Below are 19,995 nucleotides of genomic sequence, written 5' to 3' on the forward strand. Positions count from 1 at the left end.
GAATGTCGAACAATCTTTCAGCTCCAAACGGCCCCGGCCGCCCGAAGGATCCGGCCAAGCGCCAGGCGATTCTCGAGGCGGCGAAAATCCTGTTTCTGAGTCATGGCTATGCCAACACCAGCATGGACGCGGTGGCCGCCGAGGCTGGCGTGTCGAAGCTGACGGTCTACAGCCATTTCAACGACAAGGAGACGCTGTTCTCTGCCGCCGTAGTAGCCAAATGCGAGGAGCAATTACCGCCGCTGTTCTTCGAATTGCCCGACGGCATCGCAGTGGAAAATGTGTTGCTGAACATTGCGCGAGGCTTTCACCACCTGATCAACAGCGATGAATCGGTGAACCTGCATCGCCTGATCATGGCGCTGGGCAGTCAGGATCCGAAGCTGTCGCTGATCTTCTTCGAGGCCGGCCCTCAACGCATGGTGCAGGGGATGGAACGTTTGCTGCGGCGGATTCACGAAACCGGCGTGCTGAGCATCGACAACCCGCACAACGCCGCCGAGCACTTCTTTTGCCTGATCAAGGGTGCAGGGAATTTCCGCCTGTTGTACGGCTGCGGTGAGCCGCTGACCGGTGAGGCGGCGGAAAGTCATGTGCAGGAAGTGGTCGGGTTGTTCATGCGGGCCTTTCGACCCTGAAAACAAAAATCCCACGCCATGCGTGGGATTTTCTTATGGGACGGCTCAGGCCTTGAGCGCTTTCTTCGGGTAGATGTCATAGCGACTGGATTTGCCATCCAGCGCATGACTCGGCTTCGGCCCTTCGATGCACGGCGCCTTGCGCGGACGCTTGACCACCACCCGGTGCGTGGCCAGTGCCAACGCCGCTTCCAGAAGGGCCGGCGCATCCGGATCATCGCCTACCAGCGGGCGGAACAGGCGCATTTCCTTCTTCACCAGTGCGGTTTTCTCACGATGCGGGAACATCGGGTCGAGGTAGATCACCTGCGGCGGCTCGCCCTCCCAGTTGCGCATCACCTCGATGGAGTTGCCCTTTAGCAGCTTCATCCGCGCCACAATCGGCGCCACATCGAAGTCTTCCGCCGCACGGGCCAGACCATCCTCCAGCAACGCGCCGATCAATGGCTGACGTTCGATCAGGCTCATCTCGCAGCCCAGACTCGCCAGCACGAACGCATCTTTCCCGAGCCCCGCCGTCGCATCCAGCACCCGAGGACGCACGCCTTGGGCGATGCCGACCGCCTTGGCGATCATCTGCCCGCTGCCACCGCCGTACAACCGGCGATGGGCCGCGCCACCCTCGACGAAGTCGACCCGCACCGGCCCCGGCGCATCCGGTCCCAGTTGTTGCAGCTGCAAACCCTGCTCGCCGACCTGCAGGGCAAACTCGCCGTCGACCACCTGCAATGGCAGATTCAGGCGCTGCGCCCACTGCTCGGCCTGCGCTTCGAACGTCGGGCCGAGGGCCTCGACATGGATGCGGCAGGCCGCGGGTTGCTCAATCATGGAAAACACGCTCAAAAAAGTTAAGGATCGGCAAAATCCGCCGATAACCCAATCAACGCGCATTTTGCCAGAGCTGAGCGTCAACCGAAAAAAATGTCAGGCATTCTTCCCACATCGATTGGCTACATTTCGCCCACAGGCGACTTCAGCCGTCATAACACTCAAGCATTGGGCGGCGTCAGCCACCTGTGGCAGGATTTCTTTGCCCAGGCACTGGCCGAACAATCGAGTGATGTGGTGCCAGCCTGCGGCACTTTCCCGCCGGTCGATCTGCAAAGCCCTGAAGAACCGACCGTCGGCAGCGAACTGCACGCGCACATCGTCAGCCAGCGTGAATGCGATGTGGTTGAAACCGAGGTGCGTCCGCCGGAGCCGCTGTTCCTGCCGATCGCCGAGATCGACATGACACTGGCCGAGCCGTACCCTCCGTTCCCGGCAGAAGAAATCAAGACTCAGCAAAAGCAGCAGGATTTCGACAGCAGCTGGGTTCGCCCGGTCGTGATCAACAACGGCCAGCCGATTCCGGAGCCAGGCCCTGCCCCGCAGAAAAAACCGCTGTACCTGCCGATTGCCGAGTTCGATCTGGACCTGCTGCAGCCTTACCCGCCGTTCCCGCCGGAAGAAATCGTCGAGCAGCAGAAAGCCCTGGACTTCGATAACGGCTGGGTGCGCCCAATCGTTCAGCAAAACCTGCGCATCGCCGCCTGATCCCTCAGCGACACACGCTCCAGCGCCCGACATCGACATGAAAGTGATTGCGATGGGCCGCGTTGTAATCCGGACTCAACACCACACTGAACGCCTCGCAGGCGCCATCGCGCACCTGACGTAGAAACTGCGCGTCCTGATTTTGCTTCGACCAGTCCTTGAGCACGTTGATCGCGCGACCATCCGCCAGGCGGAAGCCGGCGATGTCCAGCGCATCGGCGCTGGCATGGCGGCTGAGCGCGCCGTTCTCGCGGTTGTAGACGTTGCGGCAGGCGAAGCTGCCGAGGTGATCGACACGCGCCACAGGCTGACCGTAGACCTGCTGCGCCGCCGGTTGCAGCGTATGGCGCTCGAACATCGCAAACGCCACCGCCAACGGGCAACTGGCGAGAAAGCTGCTGCTGAGCCCCACCCCGCCGCCCTGCACACGCAAAGCGCCGATCAGCGGGCATTTGGCATCGGGACTGTCGGCCTGTGGCGAAACCCGCAGGCCAGAGCTGCTCAATGCCTGCTCGCACAAGAGCGGATCACTGCGCAGACGCATCAACTTGTAGCCCGTGAGCCAGTTGGGCGTCGCCTGCACGTCCAGTGGCGCCCACGGGTTCCACTGCGGCGGCACATCGAGCCAACCGCGCCAGACGCCGATCAGGCTACCACCGATGATCAGCAGCCCCGCCAACAGCAGCCAGCGCCCCATGCTCATCCCTTGAAGAATTGATTGGCCTTGGCGTACGGCATCGAACGGGAGGTAAAGGTGAACGTGCCGGACTGCTGGATTTCTTCAGCCGCGCGGAAAAACTCGCCGAACGCCGCCAGGGCCAGCGCCGAGCCGGTACTGATCCGCTTCACGCCCATTTCTTCCAGCTGCTGCACCGTCAGCTTCAATCCGCCGGACATCAACACATTGACCGGTTTCGGCGCCACCGCGCGCACCACCGCCAGGACTTCTTCGGCGGTGCGCAGGCCCGGTGCGTACAGCACGTCGGCGCCGGCTTCGGCAAAGGCCTGCAAACGGCGGATGGTGTCGTTGATATCGGGATTGCCGTGCAGGTAGTTCTCCGCACGGGCCGTCAGGGTGAAGGGAAACGGCAAGGTGCGCACCGCTGCGACGGCGGCTTCGATCCGCGCCACGGCGTGTTCGAAGCAGTAGATTGGCGAGTCTTCCCGGCCGGTGGCATCTTCGATCGAACCACCCACGGCGCCCGCCTCGGCTGCGCGGATCAAACTTTGCGCCGATTCGGTCGGGGCGTCGGCGAAGCCGTTTTCCAGATCCACCGCCACCGGCAGATCAGTGGCCGCGACAATCGCCCGGACATTGGCCAGCGTATCATCGAGGCTCAGGCCACCATCGGCTCTGCCCTGGGAAAACGCATAACCGGCGCTGGTGGTCGCCAGCGCCTGATAGCCGAGACTGGCGAGCATCTTCGCAGAACCGGTATCCCACGGATTGGGAATCACGAAAATCCCGGGGCGTTCGTGCAAGGCTTTGAAGGTTTCGGCTTTACGGGCTTGAGCGTCCATCGGCAGGCTCCTGGGCAGGAAAGAAATCCGCCTCAGAGCAGGCCAAGTTGCTCGGCGGCGGGTTCTCTGTATAGCTCAGGCAAGGATCGCAGGCCAGGCAAACGTTGCATCAGTTGTGCGTGAAAACGTTGTGCCAGCTTCGCCGCGAGAAGGTTATCGGCGGTGTGCAGGAAGATGTACGGCGTGCGGCCCTCTTCGATCCACTCGGCGATCTTCGCCACCCACGGCACCAGGAACGGATCGTTGGCCTCAAGCTCCGGATGGCCGATGAAGCGCACCTGCGGGAATTGAGTGAACGCTGCCGGACGCGTCGGGACGCGGGGCTTTTTCGATTGGGCGTGGATCACCGATGACTCGGTCGACAGGCAACTGAACAAGGCTCGCGGATCGAGACAGATGCGCTCCACGCCACGATCCAGCAACAGCCGGTTGAGCAGTCGCTCACTTTCACCCTTGGCGAAAAACTGCTCGTGCCGCACTTCCACCGCCAGCGGACAATCCAGCGCATCGATGAATGCGGCGAGTTCCGGCAAGCGGTGCGGTGTGAAGCTTTTCGACAGTTGCAGCCACATTGGCGAGACGCGCTCACCGAGCGGCTTGAGTAGCTGGAGGAAGGTTTCCGCGGCGGTCAACTGATCGCGCAAGTCGCCGCTGTGGCTGATGTCACCGGGGAACTTGGCGGTGAAACGAAAGTGCTCCGGCATCACCTCGGCCCAGCGCTGCACGGTGGCAGGCGACGGGCTGGCGTAGAAGGTCGTGTTGCCTTCAACAGCGTTGAATACTTGCGAATATAGTCCGAGGAAATCGGAGGTCTTGGCGTCTACCGGATACAGATACTCGCGCCAGGCGTTTTCGCTCCAGGACGGGCAACCGAGGTAGTAAGGCAGATCCATCAGATGTACAGATCGAGGCCCAGCACGTCTGCATCCCAATCGACAAAACCGGCGGTGCTCAGGTAGCTGGCCAGGGCCATGGCCACGCTTTTCTTCATCGCGCGGTGATAAATCATGTCTTGTTGGCGGGCGGGCAGATTGCTCAGGCGTTGCGCGGTGGCTTTGGCGGCACGGGCAGCCAATTGCTCTTCGGTCGGGAATTCCAGCTCGCCGTCGATATCGTCGACGGACTCATCCAGCGCCGGATTGCCTTTGCGAGGCTTGCGCTTGATGGGGTAGGAATGAGTGGAAACGCCGCCTATACGCATAAAGTCATGCTCGGTATCGATGATGGCAATTTAGCGGCACCTGACCGACTTAGCAAATCGCCGAGTGATAACTAGAACACATAAAAGACAAAAGGTTTAAAGCGCGGGGTTAGAAACGGACGATTGGCAGGAACGGGAGAACCCTGTGGCGAATGCCACAGGGTGAATAGCCTCAGCGGGCTTTCGGGGTGGCCACTTTGTCGCGCAGGTAAACCGGCTGGGCGTCGTCTGCCGGAATCGCTTCACCGCGCTCCCAGGCAAATCGCGCCAAGGTCAGCAGGTCTTCGGCGTGTGGGAGCATGCCAGCGTCGGACCCGCTCAGGTTCAAAGCAATGCGTTCGCCATAACCCCAGCCAGTGCCGGCACCGAACCAGTCACCCGAGGTATCGTCCGGCAATGCGGCGACTTCCGGCGGCAGCACCGCCTCGGCGCCGACCAGACGCATCTCCCCGGCCGTCTCACGGTAGCAACCCCAATACACCTCATCCATCCGCGCATCGATGGCGGCCGCGACCTGGCTCACGCCGTGTTCGCGATAAGCCCGTTGCGCCAGCACGGCCAGGTTCGACACCGGCAACACCGGGCGATCCAGCGCAAATGCCAGGCCTTGCACCACACCGATGGCGATCCGCACCCCAGTGAAAGCGCCCGGCCCACGGCCGAAAGCGATGGCGTCCACCGCTTGCAGGGTGGTGCCGGCGTCGGCCAGCAGTTGCTGGATCATCGGCAGCAGTTTCTGCGCATGCAGGCGCGGGATCACCTCGTAATGGCTCGTGACCTTGCCGTCATGCAGCAAGGCAACGGAGCAAGCTTCAGTCGCGGTGTCCAGGGCCAGCAAGGTGCTCATCGATGTGTCCGTAAATCAGGTGGGGAAAAAGTGCGCCAGTATAAACAACTACGGCCCGCAAGCGGGCCGTGGATGATGCAGCGGATCAGGTTTTTCAGCTCAGCGCTTCAAGCACCTTGGCGGTGATCGCTTCAACCGAACCGACGCCAGGGATGTGGCTGTACTTCGGCTTGCCACCGTTCTTGGCGGACAGGTTCTGGTAGAACTCCACCAGCGGCTTGGTCTGCGAGTGGTAGACCGACAGGCGATGACGCACGGTTTCTTCGGTGTCGTCCTTGCGCTGTACCAGTTCTTCACCGGTGATGTCGTCTTTACCGGCAATTTTCGGCGGGTTGTAGACGATGTGGTAAACGCGGCCGCTGGCCTCGTGAACGCGACGACCGGCGATACGCTGAACGATTTCTTCGTCTTCAACGGCGATTTCGACCACGGCGTCCAGCTCGACACCGGCAGTCACCAGCGCTTCAGCCTGAGGAATGGTGCGCGGGAAGCCATCGAACAGGAAACCCTTGGCGCAGTCGGCTTGAGCGATACGGTCCTTGACCAGCGCGATGATCAGGTCATCCGACACCAGGCCGCCGGCATCCATGATGCTCTTGGCCTTGATGCCCAGCTCGGTGCCGGCCTTGACCGCAGCACGCAGCATGTCGCCGGTGGAGATTTGCGGAATGCCGAATTTCTCGGTGATGAACTTAGCCTGAGTACCTTTACCGGCCCCGGGAGCTCCCAGCAGAATGACGCGCATCGATGTGCTCCTCAATTTTTTATATAAAAAACAACGGATTCGCCTCGTGGGGCCAATCTCATAAAACGGGTCGTGGCCGCCCAAACGGCCAAAGGCTGATCAAGATACACAGCAGGCTGCGCCCACACAAGACGCCAAAAGTCGGAGAAACCGGCGCCCGCCGCGACCTTGCGACGCGGTTCCCCAAGTCGCAACCCCATCATTAACTGTCGCCTGACCGCATTTTTCCCACGGCCAATAAACGGCGCCCGAGGTTCGCCCCGGGTGCCCCGCCCCACGCAGAAAACCTTAGCCGGTATTTCGCAAACCGGCGGCAATCCCCGCCACAGACACCAGCAGCGCCTGTTCCACCGGGCTGCCCTGCTCGACATTTTGCTGCCGCGAGCGCGCCAGCAACTCGGCCTGCAATAGATGCAGCGGGTCGAGGTAGGTGTTGCGCAGACGGATGAATTCCAGGGTGTCCGGGCTATGTGCCAGTAGCTGCGACTGACCGGTCAGGCCGAGGACTACGGAACACGCCTGCGACAATAGGTCGCGTAAGTGCGCACCCAAAGGCAGCAAGTCCGACTCCACCAGACGCTCGTCGTAGGACAGCGCAATGTCGGCGTCGGCCTTGGCCAGCACCATCTCCAGCATGTCGATGCGCGTGCGGAAGAACGGCCACTGCTCGCGCATCTGCCCGAGCAATTCGCCTTCGCCGCGTTCCAGCGCCTTGCTCAATGCGGTTTCCCAGCCGAGCCAGGCCGGCAGCATCAGGCGAGTCTGGGTCCAGCCGAAGATCCACGGAATCGCCCGCAGACTTTCGATCCCGCCGGCACGGCGCTTGGCCGGACGGCTGCCCAATGGCAAACGCCCCAACTCCTGCTCCGGTGTGGACTGGCGGAAATACTCGACGAACTGCGGATTTTCCCGCACCACCGCACGGTAAGCGGCGACACCGTCAGCGGCCAGTTCATCCATCAGATGCCGCCATTCAGGCGTCGGTGGCGGCGGTGGCAACAGGGTCGCTTCGAGTACGGCGGCCAGATACAGATTGAGGTTTTGCTCGGCGATGTCCGGCAGGCCGAATTTGAATCGAATCATTTCCCCCTGCTCGGTGGTGCGGAAACGTCCGGCCACCGAACCCGGCGGCTGCGACAGAATCGCCGCGTGCGCCGGGCCGCCGCCACGGCCCACGGTGCCACCGCGACCGTGGAACAGCAGCAGTTCGACTTGCTGCTCACGGCAGATTTCCACCAGCCGCTCCTGCGCCCGGTACTGCGCCCATGCTGCCGCGGTGGTGCCGGCGTCCTTGGCCGAGTCGGAATAGCCGATCATCACTTCCTGCGGACCTTGCAGGCGCGCGCGATAACCCGGCAGCAGCAACAGACGTTCGATCACCGGGCCGGCGTTGTCGAGGTCGGCGAGGGTTTCGAACAACGGCACCACACGCATCGGCCGCAAAACGCCGGACTCTTTCAGCAGCAATTGCACCGCCAGCACATCAGAAGCGGCGCCGGCCATCGAGATCACGTAGGAGCCCAGCGAAGCGCCCGGCGCGGCGGCGATTTCCTTGCAGGTGGCGAGCACTTCGGCGGTGTCCGCCGAGGGTTTGAAATGCGCCGGCAGCAACGGCCGACGGTTTTGCAGTTCGCGGGTCAGGAAGCTGATGCGCTGTTCTTCGTCCCAATCCTCGTACTTGCCGAGGCCGAGGTAATCGGTGATTTCGGTCATGGCCGCGCTGTGGCGGGACGAATCCTGACGCACATCGAGGCGTACCAGGAACAAGCCGAAGGTCACGGCCCGACGCAGGCAATCGAGCAACGGCCCGTCAGCGATCACGCCGATGCCGCATTCGTGCAGCGAGTTGAAACACAGCTCCAGCGGATCGAGCAGGTCGCGGTTGTTGTGCAACACATCGGCCGGTGCCGGGGTGGTTGCGGTCAGCGATGCATGGGCCCAGTTGCGCGTGGCGCGCAGGCGTTCACGCAATTGTTTGAGCACCGCACGATACGGCTCGGCACTGTCGCCGGCCCGGGCCTTGAGCGCTTCGCTGGCCTGCTGCATCGACAGTTCGGCGGCCAGGTGATCGACATCACGCAGGTACAGATCCGCCGCCATCCAGCGCGCCAGCAACAGCACTTCGCGGGTCACGGCAGCCGTCACGTTCGGGTTGCCGTCACGGTCGCCGCCCATCCACGAAGCGAAGCGGATCGGCGCAGCTTCCAGTGGCAAGCGCAAACCGGTGGCCGCAAACAGCGCCTGATCGGCCTTGCGCATGTGGTTGGGAATCGCCTGCCACAGCGAGTGTTCGATCACCGCAAAACCCCACTTGGCTTCGTCCACCGGGGTTGGCCGGGTGCGGCGGATTTCTTCGGTGTGCCAGGCTTCGGCGATCAAACGTTGCAGGGTGTTGTGGATCTGCTCGCGCTCGGCCGTGGTCAGGTCACGGTGATCCTGAGCCGCCAGTTGCGCGGCAATCGCGTCGTACTTCTGGATCAGCGTGCGGCGGGCCACTTCGGTCGGGTGCGCGGTGAGCACCAGTTCGATTTCCAGGCGCGCCAGTTGCCGGGCCAGGGATTCGGCGCTGTGCCCTTCGTTGCGCAAGCGGGCGAGCAGTTCCGGCAACACGCGGGACTCGAACGGCGCAGCCTGGGTCTCTTCGCGGCGATGGATGAGCTGGTACTGCTCGGCGATGTTCGCCAGGTTGAGAAACTGGTTGAAGGCCCGCGCCACCGGCAGCAGTTCGTCTTCGCTCAATTGATTGAGGCTGGCGCTGAGTTCGGCGTTCATCGAGCCGCGCCGGTCGGCCTTGGCGCCCTTGCGGATCTGCTCGATCTTGTCGAGAAACGCCTCGCCGTACTGGTCACGGATGGTGTTGCCCAGCAGCTCACCGAGCAGGTGAACGTCTTCGCGCAAGCGTGCATCAATATCGGTCATCAGCATCTCTCCAGCAGTAATCGGTGACGGATCGCAAGTGAGTGGATGAACAGAGAGTGCCGCTCTGGGACGCTTCTTACAAGCAGACGACGAAGGGACTTTAAACCTTGAGCGTTGAAGCTAGTCTCAAGGGTAAGCCCCACAACGGCTTGCCGCCGGCTGACGCCGGACACTCACCAAGACCTGCCATGAGCAGGTGCGACATGAGGTTTTTATGAAAATCCGTGAACTCGCCCAGCATTGGGAAGAAACCGCCAAGGGTCGCCTGACCGATACCGGCTACACGATTCATCTGGATGTGGAAGCTGCCGCACGGCTGGCGGCAATTGCCGAGATGTACCCCAAACGTCACGCCGAAGAACTGCTCGGCGAGCTGATCGGCGCCGCCCTCGAAGAGTTCGAAGCGAGCCTGCCGTATGTGAAAGGTTCGACCGTGGTCGCCACCGACGAGGAAGGCGATCCGCTCTATGAAGATGTCGGCCCGACCCCGCGTTTTCTCGCGTTGTCGCGGCGTCATCTGCACGACTTGTCGGCTGCTGCCGGCAAGCAAAAACACTGATCCCTGACCCTTCAAAACTGTGGGAAACGGTTTGCCCTCGATGGCGTCAGTTCAGCCGCAAACGCGTTGAATTTGATGGCCTCATCGCTGGCAAGCCAGCTCCCACAGGGACTGTATTTCCCCTCCGCTTTTACGCCGTTTTTCGCCCGCGCGTACCACTCTCCCCCGCCAAAGTTCCCGGTTTAGAGCCTTGTCCAATTGGTCAGAATATTTTTTGGCGATGAGCCATCTTTTCTGAACTTTTGAAAAATGCCTTCGGTCGGAACAGGTAACCACGCCTGGAACGAGCGTTTCAAAACGCACTTGCACATGACGGTTGCGGCTCCGCTACCAGGATGGATTTCGAAGCTTTCAAGGAGTTAACCAATGGAGTTGAAGACCATGAAGACCCAAACCTCGTTCTCCCACCTGCGCGGTCTGAAACTGGCCGCTCTCGCCATCGGCACCAGCTTCGTGCTGGCCGGTTGCGCCGGCAATCCACCGACCGAGCAGTACGCCGTGACTCAATCGGCGGTCAACAGCGCGGTCAGCGCCGGCGGTACCGAATTCGCCGCCGTCGAGATGAAGCAGGCGCAGGACAAACTCAAACAAGCCGAAATCGCCATGCACGACAAGAAGTATGACGAGGCTCGCACATTGTCCGAACAGGCCGAGTGGGATGCCCGCGTCGCAGAACGCAAGGCTCAGGCGATGAAAGCCGAACAAGCTGTGAAGGATTCCCAGAAAGGTGTTCAGGAACTGCGTCAGGAAAGTCAGCGCACCGTGCAGTAAGCGCGCATCCCGACCGCAAGGCTGAAACTCTTATCGATAGAAAGGACGAATGATTATGCGTAAACAACTGATGATCCCCGCTCTCCTGGCCGCAAGCGTTGCCTTGGCTGCCTGCTCGACGCCGCCGAACCCGAACCTGGAACAGGCGCGCACCAACTACGCCGGCCTGCAAGCCAACCCGCAAGCCAGCAAAGTCGCGGCGCTGGAAACCAAGGATGCCAGTGATTACCTGGACAAGGCCGACAAGGCTTATCTGGACAAGGAAGACCAGCACAAGGTCGACCAACTGGCCTACCTGACCAACCAGCGCGTGGAAGTGGCCAAGCAGACCATCGCCCTGCGTACCGCTGAAAACAACCTGAAGAACGCCGCCGCCCAACGTGCCCAGGCCCGTCTGGACGCTCGCGATCAGCAGATCAAGCAGCTGCAGGACAGCCTCAACGCCAAGCAGACCGATCGCGGTACTTTGGTGACCTTCGGTGACGTGCTGTTCGCCACCAACAAGGCCGACCTGAAATCCAGCGGTCTGGTGAACATCAACAAACTGGCGCAATTCCTCCAGGAAAACCCTGATCGCAAAGTGATCGTCGAGGGCTACACCGACAGCACCGGTGCGGCGAATTACAACCAGTCGCTGTCCGAGCGTCGCGCGACTTCGGTGCAGGTTGCACTGATCAAGATGGGCGTCGATCCGTCGCGCATCGTTGCCCAGGGTTACGGCAAGGAATACCCGGTAGCGGATAACACTTCCGTTTCGGGCCGTGCCATGAACCGTCGGGTGGAAGTGACCATTTCCAACGACAACCAGCCGGTGATTCCACGTTCGGCTGTCAGCTCGAACTAAGCGTCACGCTGAAATGTGAAAGCCCCGCCTGAGTGATCAGGCGGGGCTTTTTCTGTTTGAGGTGTTCGGCCTGAAATGGGTGGGGTAGCTGAGATCGCACCCCCTCACCCCAGCCCTCTCCCCGAGGGAGAGGGAGCCGATTGGGGGATATTTGATAATGCACCGACCTGAGATTTCTTTACCGAATCCATAATCGACGCGATCTTTCAGGTCGATGTATGGCGTCAGACAACTCGGTCAGTTCCCTCTCCCTCTGGGAGAGGGAGCCGATCAAGAGATGCCCCAGAAATACGTCGACCTGACAGCGTTTTTACCGAATCCACAATCGACGCGATCTTTCAGGTCGATGTATAGCGTCAGACAACTCGGTCAGTCCCCTCTCCCTCTGGGAGAGGGTTAGGGTGAGGGGCTGGCCCTGCAGAATCACTCCTCCAGCTTCTGCGGCGTCTCTTCGCCCATGCAGCGCACCGCTTTTTTCTGTGCATTGACCAGCACCCCGGTCAGGCCTTTCTGTTCGGTGTCGAACAGCACCAGCACGCCATCGATGCACTGCGCCACTTGCGGCGCCGGGGTCAGGGAGACTTTGTAGTCTTCGCCGGGAATGGTCTTGAGCATGGTGAATTCGTTGAGCAGCAACGCATCCTCGGGTTTGGCGAAGTGCAGGTAGCCGTAGTACCACAGGGCGCCGACGGTGCCGAGGATGCTGCAGATGCCGGTGATGATCAGCGGGATGGCGTTACGTTCTTCACTCATTGCGGACTCTCTGGTGGTTCGTCTTCAGAATTCGGGGGTGTCGGATAATTCGGGATCTCGCCGAGGCGGCGCAGGCCGTTGAAGTGCTCGGGATCGTCGAGGTAGCGCAGCATCACCTGACGCCAGACCGGATCGCCGAAGGTCTGCACATGCCCGCCCCGGGTCAGTTGCAGTACGCGCGGTGGCGGCGCAGCTTGATACAGACGGATGCCGTTGGAAAGGGGCACCAGCGGATCGTCGAGGCTGTGGAAGATCAGTTTCGGCACGCCTTTTAGCTGCGGCATGGCGTTGATCGCACTGTCGCCATCGGGCACCAGCCACGACAGCGGCACCTGAAACGACCAGGTCAGCCACGAAGTGCTGAGGGCGTATTGGCCGACGCTGCGGTAACTGGCGGGCACGCCGTCGAGCACCAGGGCCTTGAGCTGTTTTTGTCTTTCCGGATGTTGCACCAGCCAATGCACGGCCATTGCACCACCCAAGCTCTGGCCGAGCAGGATCAGCGGTTTTCCTTTGACCTCAGGCGCCTTGTCCAGCCAGGCGAAGGCGGCATCGATGTCCTGATAGATCGCCGGCAGGCTCGGTTCGCCTTCGGACAAGCCGTAACCGCGATAGTCCACCAGCAGCACTTGATAGCCGTTTTTCGGCAACCACCAGCTCCCGCCCAAGTGCATCGGCAGGTTGCCGCCGTTGCCGTGCAGATGCAGGACCGTGCCCTTGACCTCGACACCGGGCTTGGCCGGCAGCCACCAGGCGTTCAGTTTGAGGCCGTCGGCGGTGGTCAGGGTGACAGTGCGGTATTCGAGTTTGGCCTTTTCCGGCGTGAATATCTGCCCCGGTTCGGGGTAGAACAGCAAGGAGCTGCAACCGCCGAGGGTCAGGAGCAGGCAAAGGATGCCGAGGATTCTCATCCGGTGAAACCTCGCAAAATTTCGGGTTGGAATTAGATCGTTCCCACGCTCCGCGTGGGAATGCCGCCATGGACGCTCCGCGTCCACTGTGACGCGGAGCGTCACGGGATGTATTCCCATGCAGAGCGTGGGAACGATCAATCGGTGTGGTTACAGGATATTCGAGTAATCCGCCTCGATCCGGTCCAGGCTCAAGTGATTGAGGAAGTTGGAGAAGCACATCCACGCCGACAACGCGTTCATGTCGCGGAACTGGTCCGGCAGGTACTTGGGCGGCACCACCAGGCCTTCGTCCACCAGCTGACGCAGGGTTCGCATGTCCTCAAGCGTAGTCTTGCCGCAGAACAGCAACGGGATCTGCTCGAGCTTGCCCTTGCGCACGGCCAACTGAATATAGTTGTAAACCATGATGAAGCCCTTGAGGTAGGACAAGTCTTTGGTGAATGGCAGACCGGTCGGCGTCGATCCACGGAAAACCCGACTGGCGTTGCCGTAGCTTTCCGCCATCTCGAAACCCTGCTCGCGGAAGAACTCGAACACCTGCAGGAAGTCCGCGCCCTCCTCGACCATGTGAATGGCGCGGGTGCGGTTGGTCAGTTTGCGCAAACGGCTCGGATAGGAGGCAAAGGTGATGATTTCCATCAGGATCGCCAGGCCTTCCTGAGTCACCGTCGACGAGGGCGGGCCCTTGGACAGGAAGGTGCAGATCGGCTGGTTCAAACCGTTGAGCGTGGTGCCGACGTGCACCAGGCCCTCGTGGACCTCCAGCGCGCGCACGTCGCGGTCGTTGAACATCGCGTCGGTGCGGATCTTTATGTAGTCGGCGCCTGCCGCCGCGTCGGCGACGATGCCGTCGGACTCGAACACGCGGATGGTTTCCTCGGCCTCGCCGAACACCTTGTTCAGCCGGGTTTGCAGCAGGTGCACGGCGTCCTTGGCGGTGAGGATCTTCGGTTCGTCCTTCAGGTCGCCACGGCCGTCGATGTTGTTCAGGTAGTCGGACATCATCAGGCCGAGGTCGGCCAGGGTCGGGTCACCGGCGTGGAACGCATCGGACGCGGCGCCGTACAGTTCCTGGGAAATCAGGCCGAAATCCTCGGTGCCGCGCGCTTCGAGCATGCGCACCACCATCCGGTATTCCTTGCACATGCGACGCATGATCTGGCCGACCGGGTTGAACTGGCCGAGCTGACGGGTGATGTCGCGCTCGATGTTCTGGAACTCCAGTTTGACCTTGCTCGAATCAAAGGACAGCGGCCGGTTGAGGTAGTAGTCGCGATCCACCGCCGGCAATTCCTTGCCCTTGGCCTTGAGGAAACCCTTGCGGATGTTCTCGTCCCACTTGACCGCGTCGAGCACGCGGATCGGCGTCTGCGCCAGCACTATGCGATCGGACAGAATGCGTATCGTCTGCTGGTAATCGTCCACCCGAAACTCCTGTAGAAAACGTGACGAACTGAATTATTTGGCTTTGGCCTGATGCTGATAGCGCGCCGCTTCGACGAAAACGTCGGAATTGGCCGGGTCGTCGAGGTAAGCAAAGACCTTTTCAAGCGGGCTGTCGACCTGCACGCCTTCGCCGTCATCGGTCTGGAAGCCCTGGCCGTCGAGGGCTTTCTGGGCGATGGCCTGGTTGATCTGTTCGAGGTCGAGGTTGTAGATCACCAGTTCGCGCTTGTCGGTGATCTCGAAGCCGGCGATGGTGAAGTGCCCGCCGTATTGCGCCGGCACCTTCGCCGACAGGTACCAGCGGTTGCCGTGGCGCGACACCGTGAACGGATAGGCTTCACGCTCGCGGGGTTTGGCTTTGAAGTACGCAACCGCCTGATAGCGATCGTTGCCAAGGCGCGTCAGCTCCAGATTCATCGGCTCGCCCCAGGCATTGGTGCTCGACCATTGGCCGAGCAGGCCCTTGGGCGCCGGTTCACTGGCGGGCAGCGGCTCGCGGAAGGTCACCAGACAACCGCTGAGCAGCAGGAACGACAAGGCGATCAGCACGCCACGCCAGGCTTTCATTCGACACTCCCTAGACCCGAACTCACCAGCGAACCTGTGGGAGCGAGCTTGCTCGCGATGGCGGAGTGTCAGCCAATGAAGACTTTGAATGACAGATCGCAATCGCGAGCAAGCTCGCTCCCACAGGGGATTGCGTTACACCGACGCGAGTACCAGGTGCATATAGCGCGTCAGAATGCCGAGCATGTCCTCTTCGGCCAAAGGCTCGGCGTCGTTGAGCAGGCCCTGATATTCCATCCGTCCGATAATCGCCGTCAACACCTTGGCATCCTGCTGCGGCTCGCGCGAGCCCAATACCTGGAACAACTGGCAGGTGCCCTGCAACAGAATCTGCTGATGGGAGCGCACCAATACCGCCAGACGCGGGTTGAGCAGTGCTTCCTGACGGAACGCCTGTTCAGCCATCAAATGCTCGCGACGGTTGACCAGTTGCCGGTGCACGTAGTCGGCCATCAGCCGGGCGATGTCGTCGGCCAGTTGCGAACGCGATTCCGGGCTGCCGTCACCGCTGACCACCATTTCGCGCAGCAGGCCTTCGTTGTTGATCCACAGCTTGGCCATGTAGGCCGCACTGCGTTCGACGTACTGGGCGAAGGTATCGGTGAGCAGGTCATCGATGTCCTTGAAGTAATACGTGGTGGCCGACAGTGGCACACCGGCCTCGGCCGCCACCGCCCGGTGACGCACGGCCCGCACGCCGTCGCGCACGACAATGCGCATCGCCGCATCGAGAATGTCCTGTCGACGCTGTTCACTGCCCTGCCGGCTGGCCTTGCGGCCCTGGTACTGAACACTTTCAGCGACCGCAGTGGCGATTCCCGCTGCACCCTCTTGAGCCATTGCACCGATCACGACAGGCATACCTCTGTTGTTTTCTTCAAAATTAACCATTTGATACGTTTGTACCAGACAGGCAATAAAAAGCCGCCCATTTCAGGCGGCTTTTTTATTGAAACACTTACGCTTGTGGCCGCATGTGCGGGAACAGGATCACGTCGCGGATCGACGGGGAGTTGGTCAGCAGCATCACCAGACGGTCGATGCCGATACCTTCGCCGGCCGTTGGCGGCATGCCGTACTCCAGCGCGCGAACGAAGTCGGCGTCGTAGTGCATGGCTTCGTCGTCGCCGGCGTCCTTGTCGGCCACCTGCGCCATGAAGCGCTCGGCCTGGTCTTCCGCGTCGTTCAACTCGGAGTAGGCGTTGGCGATTTCACGGCCGCCGATGAACAGCTCGAAGCGGTCGGTGACGTTCGGGTTGTCGTCGTTGCGACGGGCCAGCGGCGACACTTCGAACGGGTACTGGGTAATGAAGTGCGGCTGTTCCAGCTTGTGCTCGACCAGCTCCTCGAAAATCATCACCTGCAGCTTGCCCAGACCTTCGAAGCCCAGCACCTTGGCGCCGGCCTTCTTGGCGATGGCGCGCGCCTTGTCGATGTCGTTCAGGTCATCGGCGGTCAGCTCGGGGTTGTACTTGAGGATCGAGTCGAACACCGACAGGCGCACGAACGGCTCGCCGAAGTGGAACACCTTGTCGCCGTACGGCACGTCGGTGCTGCCCAGAACCAGCTGCGCCAGTTCGCGGAACAGTTCTTCGGTCAGGTCCATGTTGTCTTCGTAGTCGGCGTACGCCTGGTAGAACTCCAACATGGTGAATTCAGGGTTGTGACGAGTCGAAACGCCTTCGTTACGGAAGTTGCGGTTGATCTCGAACACTTTTTCGAAGCCGCCAACCACCAGACGCTTGAGGTACAGCTCCGGCGCGATACGCAGGAACATTTCCATGTCCAGCGCGTTGTGGTGGGTTTCGAACGGCTTGGCCGCGGCGCCGCCAGGAATGGTCTGCAGCATCGGCGTTTCGACTTCGAGGAAGTCGCGCTTCATCAGGAAGCTGCGGATGTGCGCGATCACTTGCGAACGGACGCGGAAGGTCTGACGCACGTCTTCGTTGACGATCAGGTCAACGTAGCGCTGACGGTAGCGCTGTTCGGTGTCGGTCAGGCCGTGGTGCTTGTCCGGCAGCGGGCGCAGGGATTTGGTCAGCAGGCGCACGCTGGTCATCTCGACGTACAGGTCGCCCTTGCCGGAACGGGCCAGGGTGCCTTCGGCGGCGATGATGTCGCCCATGTCCCAGGTTTTCACCGCGGCCAGGGTTTCTTCGGACAGGGTCTTGCGGTTGACGTAGACCTGGATGCGACCGGTCATGTCCTGGATCACCATGAACGAGCCACGGTTGAGCATGATGCGACCTGCAACCTTGACCGGGATCGCAGCCTCTGCCAGCTCTTCCTTGGTCTTGTCCGCGTACTGTTTCTGCAGTGCTTCGCAGTAGTTTTCGCGGCGGAAGTCGTTCGGGAAGGCATTGCCCTTGGCGCGCTCGGCAGCAAGCTTTTCCTTGCGCAGGGCGATCAGGGAGTTTTCTTCCTGTTGCAGGGCTTGCGGGTCGAGTTGTTGGTCGCTCATGTCTTTAAATATTCCATCACAGGTTCGTTGCCCCCGCCGATGGCGGGGGACTTGAGGTCGGGTGAAAGCTTACAGGCCCGATTTCAGGCTGGCTTCCAGGTATTCGTCGATGTCGCCGTCGAGCACCTTGTCGCAGTCGCTGCGTTCGATGTTGGTGCGCAGATCCTTGATCCGCGACGCATCGAGCACGTACGAACGGATCTGGTGACCCCAGCCGATATCCGACTTGGTGTCTTCCAGCGCCTGGGACGCCGCGTTGCGCTTCTGCATTTCCTGCTCGTACAACTTGGCCCGCAGCATTTTCATGGCGGTGTCCTTGTTGGCGTGCTGGGAACGTTCGTTCTGGCAGCTCACCACGGTGTTGGTCGGTACGTGGGTGATACGTACGGCCGAGTCGGTGGTGTTTACGTGCTGACCACCGGCACCGGAGGAACGATAGGTGTCGATCCGCAGGTCTGCCGGGTTGATTTCGATTTCCACCTTGTCGTCGATCTCTGGCGAGACGAAAACCGCGGAGAACGAGGTGTGGCGACGGTTGCCGGAGTCGAACGGGCTCTTGCGCACCAGACGGTGCACGCCGATCTCGGTACGCAGCCAGCCAAAGGCGTATTCGCCCTTGATGTGCACGGTCGCACCCTTGATCCCGGCGACTTCACCGGCCGACAGCTCCATGATGGTCGCGTCGAAACCGCGTTTGTCGGCCCAGCGCAAGTACATGCGCAGCAGGATGTTGGCCCAGTCCTGGGCTTCGGTGCCGCCGGAACCGGCCTGGATGTCCAGGTAGGCGTTGTTCGGGTCCATCTCGTGGCTGAACATACGGCGGAATTCGAGCTTGGACAGGGACTCTTCGAGACCTTGAAGGACTTCGACGACGTCGTTGACCGCGCCCTCGTCGTTCTCTTCAACGGCCATGTCCAGCAGCTCGCGGCAATCGGCCAGGCCACCGTTCAGTTCGTCGAGGGTGTCGACGATCTGCGCCAGCGCAGCGCGCTCGCGGCCCAGTTCCTGGGCGTATTCAGGTTTGTTCCAGACTGCAGGATCTTCAAGCTCGCGATTGACTTCGATCAGACGCTCATGCTTTTGATCGTAGTCAAAGATACCCCCGAATAGTTTCGGAGCGCTCGGACAGGTCCTTGATAGTGTTCAGGATCGGGTTGATTTCCATGACGGGCAGCACTCGTTGGCGAACTTTTGAAAGCCGGCGAGTATAACGTAATCAAGCTGTCACGGCAGCCCGTCTGGCGGCTCTTGAGGCGAATGAACCCAATGGTTCATTCGATCCCCACCTGATTGCGCCCGTTGTTCTTGGCCAGGTACAGGCCACGGTCCGCCGCCGAGATCAGCAACCGGCAGTCGCTGCCCGACTCCGGCACCATGGTCGCCAGGCCGATACTGATGGTCAGGCTCGAGCCTTCGGCGGGGGCATTGTGCGGAATCTTCAGCGCCGCAACCGTCTGGCGCAGCTTTTCCGCCACCAGTCGGGCCCCGCCCGGCGAGGTGTTGGGCAGCACCAGCGCAAACTCTTCGCCGCCATAACGCGCCGGCAGATCGGACGGCCGGGCACTGGCTTCGCGAATCGCCGTGGCGACCTTGCGCAAGGCTTCGTCGCCTTCGACGTGGCCGAAGGTGTCGTTGTAGGACTTGAAGTAATCGACGTCGATCATCAGCAGCGACAACTGGCTCTGGTCGCGCAGCGAGCGGCGCCATTCCAGTTCCAGGTATTCGTCGAAGTGCCGGCGGTTGGACAGCCCGGTCAGGCCGTCGGAGTTCATCAGGCGTTGCAACACCAGGTTGGTGTCGAGCAATTGCTGCTGGCTGACCCGCAACGCGCGGTAGGCCGCGTCCCGTTGCAGCAACGTCATGTAGGAGCGCGAGTGATAGCGGATGCGCGCCACCAGCTCGATGTTGTCCGGCAGTTTCACCAGGTAATCGTTGGCCCCGGCGGAGAACGCCGCGCTCTTGATCAGCGGGTCTTCCTTGGTCGACAGGACGATGATCGGAATGTCCTTGGTCGCCGGGTGATTGCGGTACTCGCGCACCAGGCTCAGGCCGTCGAGGCCGGGCATCACCAGATCCTGCAGGATCACGGTCGGCTTGATCCGCACCGCGTGCGCCACGGCCTGATGCGGGTCGGAGCAGAAGTGGAAGTCGATGTTCTCTTCATTCGACAGCCCACGGCGCACGGCTTCGCCGATCATCGCCTGATCGTCCACCAACAACACCATGGCGGCGTTCTCGTCGGTTTTGATGTCATCGATCTGTAAGTCATTCAT

At 61.2% G+C, this 19,995-nt stretch carries 21 protein-coding genes; 5 read left to right on the forward strand and 16 right to left on the reverse strand.

Annotated features, from left to right (window positions below; genetic code table 11):
* Positions 1-2: 2 nt before the first annotated feature.
* Positions 3-638 carry a TetR/AcrR family transcriptional regulator gene (locus tag M5G18_RS26105; protein ID WP_273896367.1) on the forward strand — a complete coding sequence of 212 codons (636 nt, stop codon included), beginning with the start codon at positions 3-5 and terminating at the stop codon, positions 636-638.
* Between the two features lie 45 nt (positions 639-683).
* On the opposite strand, the gene M5G18_RS26110 is transcribed toward M5G18_RS26105, so the two are convergent.
* Positions 684-1,466, reverse strand: a complete 783-nt coding sequence (locus tag M5G18_RS26110) for a class I SAM-dependent methyltransferase (protein ID WP_420793298.1) — start codon at positions 1,464-1,466, stop codon at positions 684-686.
* A 93-nt stretch (positions 1,467-1,559) separates the two neighbouring features.
* Here M5G18_RS26110 and M5G18_RS26115 point away from each other — a divergent pair, with 93 nt between their 5' ends.
* Positions 1,560-2,174, forward strand: a complete 615-nt coding sequence (locus M5G18_RS26115; protein WP_007954734.1) for a hypothetical protein — start codon at positions 1,560-1,562, stop codon at positions 2,172-2,174.
* A gap of 4 nt (positions 2,175-2,178) precedes the next feature.
* On the opposite strand, the gene M5G18_RS26120 is transcribed toward M5G18_RS26115, so the two are convergent.
* From M5G18_RS26120 to ppc, 7 genes are all read right to left on the reverse strand, one after another.
* The gene (locus M5G18_RS26120) at positions 2,179-2,871 is read right to left on the reverse strand and encodes an extensin-like domain-containing protein (protein ID WP_273896366.1); all 693 of its coding nucleotides are present in this window, start codon (positions 2,869-2,871) and stop codon (positions 2,179-2,181) included.
* Positions 2,872-2,873: 2 nt separating this feature from the next.
* Positions 2,874-3,695, reverse strand: a complete 822-nt coding sequence (locus tag M5G18_RS26125) for an isocitrate lyase/PEP mutase family protein (protein WP_273896365.1) — start codon at positions 3,693-3,695, stop codon at positions 2,874-2,876.
* Between the two features lie 32 nt (positions 3,696-3,727).
* Positions 3,728-4,588 (reverse strand): DUF72 domain-containing protein, encoded by an 861-nt coding sequence (locus M5G18_RS26130; protein WP_134021768.1) that lies wholly within the window; start codon positions 4,586-4,588, stop codon positions 3,728-3,730.
* Entirely contained in the window at positions 4,588-4,896 is a 309-nt protein-coding gene (locus tag M5G18_RS26135) for a hypothetical protein (protein ID WP_273896362.1), read from the reverse strand. The genes M5G18_RS26130 and M5G18_RS26135 overlap by 1 nt, the downstream gene beginning before the upstream one ends.
* Before the next feature lie 172 nt (positions 4,897-5,068).
* On the reverse strand, positions 5,069-5,743 hold the full coding sequence (gene tsaB / locus M5G18_RS26140) for a tRNA (adenosine(37)-N6)-threonylcarbamoyltransferase complex dimerization subunit type 1 TsaB (RefSeq protein ID WP_273896360.1): 675 nt from the start codon (positions 5,741-5,743) through the stop codon (positions 5,069-5,071).
* A 94-nt stretch (positions 5,744-5,837) separates the two neighbouring features.
* The gene (gene adk / locus M5G18_RS26145; RefSeq protein ID WP_007954716.1) at positions 5,838-6,488 is read right to left on the reverse strand and encodes an adenylate kinase; all 651 of its coding nucleotides are present in this window, start codon (positions 6,486-6,488) and stop codon (positions 5,838-5,840) included.
* A gap of 288 nt (positions 6,489-6,776) precedes the next feature.
* Complete coding sequence (gene ppc / locus M5G18_RS26150; RefSeq protein WP_273896359.1) at positions 6,777-9,407, reverse strand: phosphoenolpyruvate carboxylase; 2,631 nt, start codon at positions 9,405-9,407, stop codon at positions 6,777-6,779.
* A 214-nt stretch (positions 9,408-9,621) separates the two neighbouring features.
* Here ppc and M5G18_RS26155 point away from each other — a divergent pair, with 214 nt between their 5' ends.
* The 3 genes from M5G18_RS26155 (at position 9,622) to lptF (ending at position 11,581) form a co-directional block, all read left to right on the forward strand.
* Positions 9,622-9,966, forward strand: a complete 345-nt coding sequence (locus M5G18_RS26155; protein WP_011332654.1) for a hypothetical protein — start codon at positions 9,622-9,624, stop codon at positions 9,964-9,966.
* A gap of 366 nt (positions 9,967-10,332) precedes the next feature.
* Positions 10,333-10,737, forward strand: a complete 405-nt coding sequence (locus M5G18_RS26160; RefSeq protein WP_007954708.1) for a DUF4398 domain-containing protein — start codon at positions 10,333-10,335, stop codon at positions 10,735-10,737.
* Positions 10,738-10,792: 55 nt separating this feature from the next.
* Positions 10,793-11,581, forward strand: coding sequence for a lipotoxin F family OmpA-related lipoprotein LptF (lptF, locus tag M5G18_RS26165; protein ID WP_273896357.1), 789 nt, complete (start codon positions 10,793-10,795; stop codon positions 11,579-11,581).
* A 423-nt stretch (positions 11,582-12,004) separates the two neighbouring features.
* On the opposite strand, the gene M5G18_RS26170 is transcribed toward lptF, so the two are convergent.
* From M5G18_RS26170 to M5G18_RS26205, 8 genes are all read right to left on the reverse strand, one after another.
* Positions 12,005-12,334: a PA3694 family proteiin gene (locus M5G18_RS26170; protein ID WP_007954703.1), complete on the reverse strand. Its 330-nt coding sequence runs from the start codon at positions 12,332-12,334 to the stop codon at positions 12,005-12,007.
* Complete coding sequence (locus tag M5G18_RS26175; RefSeq protein ID WP_273896356.1) at positions 12,331-13,245, reverse strand: alpha/beta hydrolase; 915 nt, start codon at positions 13,243-13,245, stop codon at positions 12,331-12,333. Before M5G18_RS26175 ends, M5G18_RS26170 begins: the two co-directional genes overlap by 4 nt.
* 150 nt (positions 13,246-13,395) lie before the next feature.
* Positions 13,396-14,673: a flavohemoglobin expression-modulating QEGLA motif protein gene (locus M5G18_RS26180; protein WP_007954701.1), complete on the reverse strand. Its 1,278-nt coding sequence runs from the start codon at positions 14,671-14,673 to the stop codon at positions 13,396-13,398.
* Between the two features lie 33 nt (positions 14,674-14,706).
* Positions 14,707-15,261, reverse strand: coding sequence for a hypothetical protein (locus M5G18_RS26185; protein WP_273896355.1), 555 nt, complete (start codon positions 15,259-15,261; stop codon positions 14,707-14,709).
* A gap of 135 nt (positions 15,262-15,396) precedes the next feature.
* Entirely contained in the window at positions 15,397-16,101 is a 705-nt protein-coding gene (locus tag M5G18_RS26190; RefSeq protein ID WP_045121751.1) for a TetR/AcrR family transcriptional regulator, read from the reverse strand.
* Positions 16,102-16,219: 118 nt separating this feature from the next.
* Positions 16,220-17,722 (reverse strand): lysine--tRNA ligase, encoded by a 1,503-nt coding sequence (lysS, locus tag M5G18_RS26195; protein WP_007954693.1) that lies wholly within the window; start codon positions 17,720-17,722, stop codon positions 16,220-16,222.
* Positions 17,723-17,791: 69 nt separating this feature from the next.
* Positions 17,792-18,887 (reverse strand): peptide chain release factor 2 gene (gene prfB, locus M5G18_RS26200; RefSeq protein ID WP_102621447.1). Its coding sequence is split into 2 segments (ribosomal slippage): positions 17,792-18,814 and positions 18,816-18,887, totalling 1,095 coding nucleotides; the frame shifts between segments, so codons are not numbered across the junction.
* Positions 18,888-18,993: 106 nt separating this feature from the next.
* Positions 18,994-19,995, reverse strand: a complete 1,002-nt coding sequence (locus tag M5G18_RS26205; protein ID WP_039769610.1) for a response regulator — start codon at positions 19,993-19,995, stop codon at positions 18,994-18,996.

Source organism: Pseudomonas aphyarum, from assembly GCF_028657055.1.
GTDB classification, from domain to species: domain Bacteria; phylum Pseudomonadota; class Gammaproteobacteria; order Pseudomonadales; family Pseudomonadaceae; genus Aquipseudomonas; species Aquipseudomonas aphyarum.